This window comes from Thiopseudomonas sp. SA1F2-1K, assembly GCF_057443035.1.
The window spans coordinates 1,349,400-1,362,364 of sequence record NZ_CM172014.1 but is presented as its reverse complement, the minus strand read 5'-3'; the positions used below and the strand labels follow the sequence as shown (position 1 = coordinate 1,362,364).

Below are 12,965 nucleotides of genomic sequence, written 5' to 3'. Positions count from 1 at the left end.
GTATGCCATACTCACAGTTCTCTGAGAGTGTATTCAACACGAGGGCCACTAAAAGCTCTGGCTTCTATCGTGAAAAGACCTGTAAATGGTAGAGATATTGTACCTGTTCCACCATAGCTAAATCTAAGTCGCCCAGGGTCTTTCATAGATATTCTGATCGTATCCAAGCATGATATGTATTCATAACTTTTAACTCGATCATCTAAGTAGTTTTCTTCTTTGATGGAGAAAAATGGTTTTCTAAAATCCATAATCCCTATTCCAATGCTAGATATCTTATTTGGTTCGTTATTAACGGCATCGAAAAAAGCATCATAACTGCAGACATCGTGTATCAAATGGCTTTCAGGGAGGACTGCATCAAAACTTATTTGTGTGTTGAACTCCACTTTTTTTCCAGCATTTTTCGAAAGAAACTCTCTGAATTCGTTAACCTCTACATAGACAAGTGGTATGTATGGTTTGGAGTAGTCAATGGGTTTATCCTTTGAAATATGCTCATATAGCTGAATACAGCCTAAGACCGCTCCAACTAGCGCTCCGAAAGCGAGGAATTTTTTTAAAATTTTTTGCAAAATTACACACATTTTTCGCTCATGTATTTCTGTTTATTGATAAGGCCTGACTTTCTCAGACACTTTTTTGATTCATAAAATACTGCTTTTCATAGTTCATTGGTGACACCCACTGATTGTGCGTGTGCCTGCGTTTTGGATTGTAAAACATTTCGATGTAATGAAATATAGCCAGCTTTGCCTCTTCCCGTGTTTTGTACTTATGGCGGTGTATTTTTTATTTTTAAGGTTGCCAAAGAAGCTTTCAGCAACGGCATTATCCCAACAATTGTCTCTGCGGCTCATGCTGGCTTCCATATTAAGTGAGCTGAGCAATGTCCTAAAATCACGGCTGCTGTATTGAGAGCCTTGATCCGAATGCAGTCGCACAGTGCCTTCTGGTTTACGACGCCAGTAAGCAGCCATTAAAGCATCTTGAACCAGAGTATCAGTCATCCGCTCAGACATCGACCAGCCAACAATGCTGCGTGCGAACAAGTCCATGACTACCGCTAAGAACAAGAAGCCTTCCTGGGTGTGAATGTAGGTGATATCGCTGACCCACCACTGATTCGGTGTAAACACATTAAAAGCACGGTCGAGCGTATTAGGCGCTGTGATATCAGGCTTAGTCCACTGTAGCTGGAAAGTTACCTTGTGAAGGATCTTGTAGCAATACTGGTAAATTATTTGACATCAATGCTTCCTACTAAATATTGCCTAACGCTCGTAACACCGGACAATTTTAAGCGCAGCGGAGAACTGTTCAGAGTGATTGCGCTTGTTAAGCATTGTCTCGATATTCCATGATTTCTGGAAAACCATTTGATGCAATGAAATTTAACAGACAATATCGAATGAAACGTTCTAAGCCTAAAAACGTTGGGGCTTTTTCTAGTATTTTTGAAAATTCCCTATCATCAACTACAGGGCGACCAAACTGGAGATCAGAGTGATGTTTGTTAGGCTGAATCCAGCCTCCAAAAGGGACTCCAGTATGAACGTACTTGCTACGTAAATCGTACGCTGCACCGATACTTCGCTCAATTAGATCAGCCTTAAAGAAACCAAACTCCACATCGGATTCCCTAGACTCAAAAAACCGCTGATCAACTAACGAGCAGAGAGCCTTTACAAATCGGCTCTTTATTCCTAATAGTCGACTCGAGAGCAGCCTAGATATCTTCCTTCCATCCTCAAGGCCATTCTCAATAGTATTTAGAGCGCCCAATATCTGCTGGTCTAATATATCTTCCTTTTCATATTTAAAAAATGCTGCAAGTATTTCTCCTGATGTAATTAAGTGTAGATATGCAACTTCAGGCTCATACTCTACAGTCTGGAGTGCTTGCATATAGAATTTACACGCAGCATTTAATTTTGTCTGGAATGAAGTATCAATATCTGAGCTTGTAAAAATTCTCGATAAAGGAGAAAAGTTAGAAATATTTAATGGGATCCTGAAGCAGCTTCTTTGTTTGTGCGTATTAAACGGTAGCCTTGGATCACATATGCTGCTATATGCAGAAAGATTAGGGGTATTGAAAAAACCGCTGCCTTCTACCAATCCATGATAGTCAAACCGTTTTCCAAATAATACTGATAAGTATGAACACACAATCTCTCCAACAGGAGAGTAATCAGGAACTACACCTCCAACTTCTTTTCTATGTGGCTCAGTTCTAAAGGCAATAATAAAACCTGACCTAGATACCGGATTTTCCTCCATCCTGATTGCAGCAGATGAATTTGTGAAGTTCTGCCAAGCATGAGAAATCAAAATATCATCACTTACAAACTCACCAACCATCCTGCTAGTAGTTGAAATAAGTATCTTATGAATTGTTTTATCAGGTTTTAATGGATGCTTAGAAATATTCATGGATTCTCAAATTCAAATTAGATGCTTAACAGCTTATTAGCATGCATGCTAGTTTTGTCACCAGAGTCTGCATGCCATAAATCAATATACAACCTTTAATACTAAAGCTTTTACTAACAAAAACAATGAGCCCTTTGGCAGTAATTCAGGCATTCCTGCTATTTAACTAGTGGTCTGCGTACTATCTTTCCTGCGCAGGGTATAACTCACCGATTCCTATGCACTTATAATTAATGGCAGGTTAAAAATAAGCATCTCTCAGTGCTAAATCATGCATCCTTCATAAACTAAGCTAAAACAAACTGTAAAAACAGTATCAAGACTGGAAGCGTCTTATGTCTAACAGACCATTTCTAAACACGATACGCATGGATATGCGTCCTGAATTCAGGCGTCAAAAAGGTTACGCGCTTAAAACTGGAAAACCTATCTGCACTGGATTAAACGTTTTATTTATTTCATCAGAAGTGTCATCCGCAGACGATGAAAAGTGAAGAGGTTAGGCAAGTTTTATCCAACCTAGTGAATGGCAAGCACGTAGCTAAAAATACACAAAAAGTTGTCTTAAATGCTCTGGTTTTTTATATAATAAATCTTTATAGCAATCTCTGGGTAATGTGGCTGAGTTTTTGCAATTTCTGAAAATAAAATAGCTTGGAAGATTGCTCCGCACTATGTTACTGAGACTGATGAGATGAAGTAATCTATTTAGCTAGCATCTGGAGACTGTAATCATATCTGTGGATCACGCTTACAGCTATGAGACGGATAATTTAGCGATACCTTAAAAGTCGCTAATTGCTGTTAAGTGTTGCCTTTAAGCTAACGGGTGGCACTTAGCTTTGAAGCTCCTTACGTCACATTTTACTAAGTTCCCAGCACCGCTCTAAAATAAGCTAACAACAGTCCAAATACCGCGCCATCTCTTGGTTTCTGCTTGTCGACTGTAACTATCTGCAGTTTCCCAATCATCGGATATCTGTGAACCGCTGGATTACGTTCCTGCCAAACATGGACCTTATCGTTAGGCAGCACCTTCCTGAGGAAATGCTCCAGAACTTGTAGTTTAGGCAGATTGCCTGGGTCATGCCGGCAAATGACGCTCTTATCCCAGTGTCGGTAATTGTCATAAAAATACTTTAGTGCTGTTTTAGCCAACTCTCCGTTCTGAGCAGATTGCAGCAGGCGCAAACTATTTTTGTAGGTTTGAGCAGCAATATCACGCTCGAGCTTATATCGAGGTGGTCGAATAATAAAATAATGGCTTGAGGTTGTGACCTGGGTGTTGAATATTTTACGGGGCTGTTTGAGTCGCGAATTGTTAAATCGAGTCCGTGCCTTCAGTAAACCTGAAAGCAGTGTGACCTGAGCGCGTGTGTTTGTATCGTCTAGTTTATACATCTCAATCAGCTCATCACCACTATGTGACTGACTCCAACGCTGAAGAAAATCGCACCAGTTCTCGAAACTAAAGTCACGTAAGTCTCTGGATTTATTAGATGTACCAGCTACTAACTTTGCTAAAGTTTCACTGTAAGGTCGCCATTGTTTAGGATCAATCGCAGGCTGTAGTTTAAGTCTCTGCGGCAGCCAGCCTAAAATCTTTCCACCGTATTTTCGATTATGTTGCCGTAAGTTATCAGCGCTGATACCTAGCAAACTTTGCACACAGAGCGCGACATCCAGAGAGCCTCTATATCGTTGCTTTTCACCAAATCCAGTTTTTCTATGATCAAAACTATGTGGCCACAGCAGATCACGCACAATACAGTCGAGATTATGCGTGTAGTGCTGCAGTGTCACATTGCCACTGGAGTGGCCAACATAGTTGGAAATCTGGTGTAAATGCTTTCTGCTGGTACCCTGCAGCATATGGCCTTGCCAATGCGCTGGCAGTTGTAATGGCTCAGTTAAGTTATGACTCGCCTGTAAAGCATGGCTGGCAAAACTATGGCGCAGGTGATGAAAACGCAGGTCTGGATCACCGGTTAACTGCCGCATCTGTTCGTGTAGGTTACGTTGCAACTCAGTGAAATCCATCGGTGTCTTGCCATTATCCTCAGAGAAAATAAATTTCCCTTGCACCTTTCTTTTGCCAACTTTAACGCGCTGGGCTTGATGATAGTTCAATAATTCAACTCGCTCCTTACTGCTCATAAGTATGTTTAATGGCAACTGTCGCCGACTGTTCTTACTTTTCAGTTTGTTAAACTGATCACCGCGAATTAATAAAGTAGCGGCATATCGCCCGAGCTGTTCTAAACGCTCTGTAGGTAATATCTCGAGCATCCCTGGGTACTGCAGATCATCTAGCTGCAGATGACGAATTTCACTAATGCGCAATCCACACCGATAACCTAAAATCAGTACAATCAATTGCGCGTGTGTAATGGGGGATGTGTCTTTTTGTGCCTTTAAAAACTGATACAGTAGTTGGTATTCAGTTTCTGTGAAGGTATTGGCGTCCGGTAATGCAAAAAAGACTTCATCTGCATAACTGAGCTTTATCGGAGCCAACTGTAGTAAATTGCTAGCGTGGACATGAAACCTGCGTAATAAGTCTGCTTTATTTTGTCGCGTAATTGCTGATGGTGTGCTTTCTAATATAGTTTCGTAGCCAGCCTGAAAATCTTCAGCTGTCAGCGATAACAATTCTGCCTCATCAAAAGTGCTAAGAAGAGTTTTCCCAAGGCTGGTTAATTGTTGGTATGCAGTACTACGTCTAATTTCTGTTTTTCTAAGTCGTTTTTTGACCCAGTCAATCAGACAGTACAGTAATGGGCTCGCCTGCACGGCTTCTGCTTTTAACTTGCCGAGGCGTTCTAGCAAGGTTTTTAAACTTGGTTCTGTCGTTTGGCTGCTTTTATATAAAGCAGTACGCACACCTGTAAAAATCAGGTTCTTTTTATTATCGTTAATGGTTAATGCCACTTGAGAAATTGTTGGCTCAGGTTCATCTATGGTCAGCCCATAACTTTTATCAGCAGGTGATAGGAGCAAAGCCTGCTGCTTCAATACCCGCAACCACACTGACTCTGGCCACGCAGTTGAACTGCTTTCACCAGTACAGTGCCGTACTAAGTATGGTGGTAAAACTGTGTGGTGGTAGACACTGACAGTAGCGCGCCAGTGTCTTATTAGGGCTTGTTGCTCTTTATATGTTGTCCTATCCAGAACATCACCCGATAATGAGTAAATAAACTGAGCTAATGCTTGATTCAGCCAACGCCTTAATTTGCTTTTATCCTCATACCCTTGTGGTAACTCAGGCAGTCGAGTCAGTAAAATGAGCGATACAGGGTCAGGAAACCATCTGCGTAAACCACGATCTGCGTGAATATGCTTAGGGTAGTCATCTGTAAATAGATCAATCCAAACATAGTCCTTATAGTGACGAATTTTCTCTTTAGCATATGGAAGTTGCAGCATTGCTTTCGAGTCTGCCAGACCGCCGAAAACTGTTGCGCTAAATAGTAGCTGCCCATAGGTCAGACTAACGCTTGGATTATTAGGCTGGTTTACTAATCTTTCTTCAAACGCTTTGATTTGATTACGCAATTGAGCTAGCTGAATAAATCCATCAGGAGTAATGGAGTTTTTCTCACTGATAATAGTCATCTCAGTCGGTGGTAGTTCTACTTGCCAGCCTAGCTCCTGAGCACCTTTAGCTAATCCAGCTCGCAAAAACCGACGTAGGTGGACCGTTGCTCGATTAGCGCTATCCTGCTCATCAATCCATGCGTTGACCTCATCTATAGCTAGATTAGAAATTTGAATATTTTCTACACCTAGCGCACAACCTGGAGCACCGGTATCCAATAACTGCAATAGCTTTTTTTGCTGATTCAACTGGTTTTCAGTTTGTTGCCTACGTCGACGGTTAGAACCTAAAACACCAGCCTGAGTTTTTATAAAAGGCCAGCCCAACCAGTATTTAACTTCATACATGCACCAATCCTCCCTGTATCGTCCAGCCAATCTGTTTCTCAATGGTATTGAGATAAGGCGCTAGCTGAATAGCTATGTCTATTGGGCTGATGCTGGATAATTTTTGGTGTGGCTCCTCACCGTGTTCCCAATGCCCCATAAAATATGCAACCATTTCGCCAGGAGCTCCAAGCTCGACTAGCATGCTGCGCAAGTAGTGCCGATTTGCATTTGCTCTGATTTCAAATGGAAAGTGCTCCTGCAGGTTTTTGGGTGAAACGGCTCTGGCCTGCAGTGTGTCAGTCAGAAAAAATAAAAACGGAATAGATAATTCATGGGTTGAAGTATCAGCACCCTGATAACGGTGACATAGCTGGTAAATTTCTTGTTGTATGCTCTGCTTATGCGGCAGGCTCATCGCTAATTGAATCAGATGTTCAACATATCGATCGACCTGCTCAACAAACCGCGCGGTGAGTGGAATGATGCGTGAATGCTGAAACAACGAATTGTCTTTATCGCTGATAACCATCAGCCCAGTTTCAAGGTCGATGTGTCTTGGATCGCTAATGGGATCTAAGACTGCGCGGTATCCTGAAATAAAGCCTAACCACACAGTGATGTAAGCAACCAGTGAGTTATGCGCGTGACGTAATCGCTCATCCCCCGTAAAAAGGCGGGAGTTAAGTCTGGCATGGTGTTTTAAGTGCTCACACAGTTGGGCTACGAAGTTAGTGGGTAGGGCTAGGCTGCTGCCAATACTTTTTTTATTCTGCAATGCTCGAGTATTTTCACTAAAAGCTGGTGGAATAATACTCCCTGTTCTTACCCACTGCTGAATGAGTTTATGAGCTGCCTTGATGACCCCGCTAATAAATGTAATTGAGGTGCGTTGATAATAGTTAGCAACAATAGAGTGACTATATTCCTGCTCAGTTATAAGTTGAACTAGCGCTGGATCCTGTGTGCATTGCTCAATTGCCATACGCATAACAAGACTGAGACGATGTTCTGTCCATCGAGTCGCGTAGGTTTGGTTGAGTTTTTTTAGCAATTCACGAATCCATTGTTCGTGCTCATCAGCGCACTCAAACAACGGAACTCGTTTTCGGCTGGTAGCGCACTGAAGCTTGCGTTTCGCTAGGCCAATTACTGCCTGAGTAGCAACTGGCGGTAATCTGAAATCGAGAACGTCCTGCAGTTGAATATCGTTATGGTAAAAAGGCTCATCTGCCAGCAAAATGCTGCCAACAGCACCTAATGAGTGGAGGTTAGCTGTCGATTTTACTGGGAGTGCTAAACAACTTTCCTCTATGAGTACCGCAAAAAATGTTCGTTGAGCGGCATCGTAATCAGCTTTGCTCTGGAAAATCAGCAACTTACGTAGTGAATCTAATTTACGGCCTGTATAAAGCCTCAATAGAATGATTACCTTAAGCTCATCGTATTGAGGGGTATTAAGATCTTCCATTTTGTTCTTAATAAAATCATTGGCTAGGCAATGTAATAGCGCCTGAACCTCATAGGGGCTCGGCATCTCCACTCTGTTAGGTAAAGATTGTGCTGATTGCACAATTGATGCTTGTACCCGCCGACGATTACGGTGTCGTATTAATTGCTCATCCGATTGAACACTGCGAGGTGCTGTTGGGTCTGTGACGATAACGCTTGTAAGTGTTGTCATCTCAGCAGGGTGTAAACCCTGCTGTTGCAGCAGTTTTTTACTGCGAGTATCTGGCACACGCATAGTTGGCTCGAAACTGGGCTGCTGCTTGTTAGTAGCATCTGTGCCGTCAAGTTCCTGCACACTGATTTGCTGACCACTGCGCTGGATTTGAGTGCTAATTCTCATGCGGTAATGGCGTGATGCTCGCGATCGCTGCTCAGCGACAGACTCTATTAGCAGTCGTAATCCGGCACCCCATCGGGTGGTAATGGAATGCCATTCAATCCACTCCTCTAATTCTGCCTGAACCTCAGTCAATGAAATTACATCACGTAAGTCAGGTAGCGGAACTGTTGGTCTTTTAGCTATTTTTTCTAGGTCACGTATTTCACGTAAACCAGCCTCAACACCACTGCTTAACTCTTTAATAACGCCGGCAGCATGCATTTGTTGGTAGGCAATTGCAGCGCTCATTCCTATTAAATGAATCACTTTTATTTTTTCGATTTCTTCTGTTGGATAATCAACCTCAGCAGCCGTAAGCGTCGCATAAATAGGGTAATTACCAATCATCCCTGCAGGTCGAGTTTGTTTGTTTGGCTTGATATCTATGAGCTCAGGAGGGACATTAGATAACTTTGGTTTTAGCTGTTGCAGTAGTGCTCGCCATGCTTCTATAGGCAGCTTATCTAATCCAAGCTCTATAGCTAATTCTTGTCGTAGGTTGACACTTAGTAGTGCATCCAGATTCTCTGTCACTGCAATAAATTGCTGTAGGTTTCTAGGAGCCTGAATCCAGATGCATAGCTGGGTAAAAGACGATTTATCGATAGAAAACCACTCAGTAAAAAAATCTAGTTTATCTATAGAAAATTTACATTCTGTCATGCTACCTCCAGTAATCAGGTGTTAGCTTGTAACTGCTTGACCCTCAACTCCAAAGGGCTTTCATTTTTGAGCAGAGTTCTCAAGTCCCGCGCACTGATTCGCAATGCACTTTTTAAAAATGCATCGTTACCAATTACCTGTAGTAGTTCTGGACTAGCATGGCTTTTCAGATATTTGTTCAGTTCGCACAATTGCAGGTTTGGAGTTTTTTTGCTGCAGTCATACATTAGAATAGTGCTGATACCCTGACGAAATGCTCGCACAGCATGACTATTAGGGTGCTCCTCAGCAGGTAAAATATTGACGTGTAAGGCTTTTTCACCTGATGCTCGCAACAATTGATAATGGCGAAAGCTGCCGCAGAGCAAATAGCTTTCTTGACGCAGTTGAATAACCTCAATAAGAGGAAGACCCAGCGATTCAGTTGTGTTGTCCTGCTGAATCTGGTCGAGTATTTGCCGCTGAGACTCGGCATTAAATTGGATAAATGATAAAACTCGGTAGACCTCGGCTAGTAGCCCTGTGGTTGGCTGATGCACTGAGTCCATTGATATTTTTTTATACATATCACCCTCTAAATATAAAGCACCAGAATCTGGTTTTTATGACGTTAGAGGGATTTTATGGCAGGGTGAGCGAAGGTCTGGTATCGATAAGTGACGGAAAAAGTCACTTAAGCATTTTTTCGAAAAAAATAGAAAATAAGTCGCTTAAGTTTTAAAAGAGATGGCTTGCTCTAAAAATGATGCGCTCTGCGGGCACTACAAATAACCATAGTTTAGGGTTATGGAACTCTGAATAATTTTAGTGAGACAGTCAGAGCTAATGTTTAGCTGCGTCTTGTCCATACAAATAATTATTCAGAGTCTTCCTATAATCTAACCAACGTATTTCATTCTTACAGCTCTACCATCCGCTGCATGGTTTGCACTATAGACAAGTTAAACGCGCCATCATTGGCAAAAAGCTTATACAGTTCGAGCTCATCTTTTCTGCGCTGTAGCATGATTTCTTTAAATATTTTTTCAAAAGCTAGTTCCTTGCTATGAGGGTCAGGATTCTTGGCGTATTTAGTTTCAAAATCTGGATGCTGCTTGATGCTTTCAGAGATATTGATCAGCTTTACCCGTTGTTCTTCAGGCGTAGCACTCCAGCCTTGGAACCAGCGTTCGTTAAACGTAGTAATGATTTCATCAAGCGGGTTTTTTTCTTTCTCATCGCCATAAGCACCACGGGGGTTGGGGTTTTGAGGATCAAGTTCTGTTTCATTACTGCTCAAGCTAATTGCATGATTGAGCTTCACTCGTTGTAAGCCATATGAACTTAGATCCACGGATTCAAGCAGAGAATCAATCGCATCAGATTCCGAATCGTTCACTACAAGCTTAGGTACAAGAAACTTTAAGAACCAAAATAACTTTTCCCACGCCAAAATCTCATACGGCATGATGGATGCCATTTGCCCGTAAATTTTTACAAACTGTTTAGCCTTAACTTTAAAATCGACTTTGTCTTCGTGCTCAAGCTCTAGTTCATGCTCAAAACGTGCAGCAGCCGTATCAATGACCGGGCTTAAGACCTCTGCATCTTCACCGTTGAAATAATCCGTGACGAACTGTTCAACCTCGTGCCACTCGTATACGCCTACATCATCTAACGCATCTTTAAGCTCATGTAGCACGTTGATATCCGTCGCTTTAGATAAAGACGTTGCAGTATAAAATGGATCAAAAGCGGCTTGGATATCTTCAACGCTATTGAAAAAATCCAATACAAATAAATCTTCTGTCTTTTTACCGAGGCTTGCAGCGCTACGGTTTAAACGCGATAGGGCTTGTACACACAGCACGCCAGCTAGCTTCTTATCAACGTACATGGTACACAGCTTTGGTTGGTCAAAACCGGTCAGGTATTTGTTGGCTACGACCAGTAAACGGTAGTCATCAGTATCAAAGCTTTCAGCAGTCTTTGTCTCATTAAAACCATTGATATCCGCTTCTGTGTACTCGATGCCGTCGACTTCTTTCTTTCCGGAAAAGGCGATTAGAATCTTAAAAGGATTACCTTGTTCCTTTAGCTTGCGATTAATGGCTTTGTAATAGCGTATGGCTGTTTCTATATTTTGCGTAACCACCATGCCCTTAGCTTTGCCTTTCAACTTCTTGGCATTAACCACATTAGTAACAAAGTGTTCAAGCATAATCTCAGCTTTAGTATCTATGGTGTGCTGACTGTGCTCGACATAGGCGCGAAGCTTTTTTTGTGCTTTTTTAGTTTCAAACTCAGGGTTTTCTGCTATCGATTTTTTGATTTCATAATAGCTTTTGTAGGTGGTGTAGTTGGCCAGCACATCTAGAATAAAGCCTTCTTCAATTGCTTGCTTCATTGAGTACAGATGAAATGGCTTAAAGCTGCCATCGGGTTGTTGGTCGCCAAATTTTTCTAAGGTGCTGTTTTTAGGCGTTGCTGTAAAGGCTAGGTACGAAGCGTTACCGCGCATCTTGCGCGATTGCATAGCTTGTAGAATTTTATCTTGCGCATCTTCAACTTCTTCTACATCAGCCTTGCCCATCGCACGGTTCATATTGTCATGGGCAGAGCCAGACTGTGAGCTGTGTGCCTCGTCAATAATTACCGCAAAGCGCTTATCACTCAGATCACTAATACCATCGATAATAAAAGGGAATTTTTGGATGGTGGTAATGATGATTTTCTTGCCTGTTTCCAGTGCCGTCTTTAACTCAGCTGAGGTTAGCGCAGGCGCAACAATATTTTTAACTTCGGAAAATTCTTTGATATTGTCGCGTAGTTGCTTGTCCAGCAAGCGTCGATCAGTGACTACAATGACCGAATCAAACAGGGGCTGCTCCATGCTGTATCTACCTGCAACAGCTTCTGTCGCTGGATAAGTTTCAATCAGCTGATAAGCCGCCCAAGTAATGGAGTTTGATTTGCCTGAGCCTGCAGAATGCTGAATCAAATAGGTGTGGCCTACACCTTGATTTGCCGCATGATTGACCAGCTTACGCACTACATCAAGCTGATGATAACGCGGAAAAAACAGTGTTTTTTTGTGGAACGGCACTTTACTGTTGCCATCCAAGCGCACAAAGTGCTGGATAATGTTTGCGAGGCTCTCTTTGGTGAAAATTTCTTGCCATAAATAAGCGGTTTTATGGCCGGTGCTGCTGGGTGGATTACCTTTTCCGTGGTTATGGCCTTTATTAAAAGGCAGGAAAACAGTGCTTTTTCCTGCCAGTTTAGTGGTCATATAGACTTCATCCGTATCCACCGCCATATGCACTAAGCAACGTGCAAAATTCAGCAGTGGTTGTTCAGTATCACGGTCTTCACGGTATTGTTTTTGGCCGTGATATTTTGCATTTTGCCCGGTCCAAGCGTTTTTTAACTCCATGGTGATCAATGGAATGCCATTGATAAATAACACCATATCGATTTCTTGCAACGGGTTTGCCTGTGAGTAACAGAGCTGGCGTGTGCAACTAAAAATATTGTCGGTGAAGTTCTTGGCCACTGCCTCACTGCTACTGACCAAAGGGGCTGGATACATCAAGTTAAAGTGTGCATCGTCTACACTTAAACCTTTTTTCAGTAGATGCAAAATTCCATATTTTTTAATCAAACGATCATAGCGTTCCAGTAGCTTGCGCTGCCAGTCCACAGGGTTATGCTTTTTAAGCTTATCCAGCTCAGGCTGCTGTGTACGCTCAAGAAACTGCCAGAAATAGCGCTCATCAATTGCGTAGTGTTTATTGAAGTCAGAAGAGAAGCCTGCAACATAACCAAGGTGGGCATTGCTATAAGAAGTGGTTGTAGCATCAGCGAGGTTGCCGTTAATGTCTTCGATGCAAGTTCCCGTTAAAGCGCGCTCAATCGCAGCTTCTAATGCCTGCTCGTTGGTTTTACTAACCATAAATCTTCCTATCCTTTTGCTGTAACTGACTTAATAACACAGTCGAAATTAAATGAAGTAAAAACAAACCTTTGATTTTAAATGAAATTAATTAAAAGGCAGTGTGCTCAATCA

At 42.1% G+C, this 12,965-nt stretch carries 7 protein-coding genes and 2 pseudogenes; 1 reads left to right on the top strand and 8 read right to left on the bottom strand.

Annotation, left to right across the window (positions count from 1 at the left end; genetic code table 11):
* Positions 1-11: 11 nt before the first annotated feature.
* The 4 genes and pseudogenes from AC2T15_RS06555 to AC2T15_RS06540 all read right to left on the bottom strand — a co-directional run bounded on the left by AC2T15_RS06555 (position 12) and on the right by AC2T15_RS06540 (position 2,436).
* Positions 12-575, bottom strand: a complete 564-nt coding sequence (locus tag AC2T15_RS06555; RefSeq protein WP_486777813.1) for a hypothetical protein — start codon at positions 573-575, stop codon at positions 12-14.
* A gap of 55 nt (positions 576-630) precedes the next feature.
* A complete protein-coding gene (locus AC2T15_RS06550) occupies positions 631-732 on the bottom strand; it encodes a hypothetical protein (RefSeq protein ID WP_486779028.1) in 102 nt (33 codons plus the stop codon).
* Positions 733-803: 71 nt separating this feature from the next.
* A pseudogene (locus AC2T15_RS06545) lies at positions 804-1,175 on the bottom strand (IS3 family transposase); the annotation flags it as partial.
* Positions 1,176-1,338: 163 nt separating this feature from the next.
* Entirely contained in the window at positions 1,339-2,436 is a 1,098-nt protein-coding gene (locus tag AC2T15_RS06540) for a hypothetical protein (protein ID WP_486777812.1), read from the bottom strand.
* A 459-nt stretch (positions 2,437-2,895) separates the two neighbouring features.
* Here AC2T15_RS06540 and AC2T15_RS06535 point away from each other — a divergent pair.
* Positions 2,896-3,078: pseudogene (locus AC2T15_RS06535) on the top strand (phage integrase N-terminal SAM-like domain-containing protein); the annotation flags it as partial.
* 225 nt (positions 3,079-3,303) lie between these two features.
* Here AC2T15_RS06535 and AC2T15_RS06530 read toward each other — a convergent pair.
* From AC2T15_RS06530 to AC2T15_RS06515, 4 genes are all read right to left on the bottom strand, one after another.
* Positions 3,304-6,384: a tyrosine-type recombinase/integrase gene (locus tag AC2T15_RS06530; protein ID WP_486777811.1), complete on the bottom strand. Its 3,081-nt coding sequence runs from the start codon at positions 6,382-6,384 to the stop codon at positions 3,304-3,306.
* Positions 6,377-8,917, bottom strand: coding sequence for a hypothetical protein (locus AC2T15_RS06525; RefSeq protein WP_486777810.1), 2,541 nt, complete (start codon positions 8,915-8,917; stop codon positions 6,377-6,379). Before AC2T15_RS06525 ends, AC2T15_RS06530 begins: the two co-directional genes overlap by 8 nt.
* A 14-nt stretch (positions 8,918-8,931) precedes the next feature.
* A complete protein-coding gene (locus AC2T15_RS06520) occupies positions 8,932-9,483 on the bottom strand; it encodes a hypothetical protein (protein WP_286594480.1) in 552 nt (183 codons plus the stop codon).
* Positions 9,484-9,815: 332 nt separating this feature from the next.
* Entirely contained in the window at positions 9,816-12,851 is a 3,036-nt protein-coding gene (locus AC2T15_RS06515) for a type I restriction endonuclease subunit R (protein WP_486777809.1), read from the bottom strand.
* Positions 12,852-12,965 lie beyond the last annotated feature (114 nt).

Coding starts and splice junctions, on each gene's coding strand:
- AC2T15_RS06515 (WP_486777809.1), bottom strand. CDS start 12,851: ATGGTTAGTAAAACCAACGAGCAGGCATTAGAAGCTGCGATTGAGCGC.
- AC2T15_RS06520 (WP_286594480.1), bottom strand. CDS start 9,483: ATGTATAAAAAAATATCAATGGACTCAGTGCATCAGCCAACCACAGGG.
- AC2T15_RS06525 (WP_486777810.1), bottom strand. CDS start 8,917: ATGACAGAATGTAAATTTTCTATAGATAAACTAGATTTTTTTACTGAG.
- AC2T15_RS06530 (WP_486777811.1), bottom strand. CDS start 6,384: ATGTATGAAGTTAAATACTGGTTGGGCTGGCCTTTTATAAAAACTCAG.
- AC2T15_RS06540 (WP_486777812.1), bottom strand. CDS start 2,436: ATGAATATTTCTAAGCATCCATTAAAACCTGATAAAACAATTCATAAG.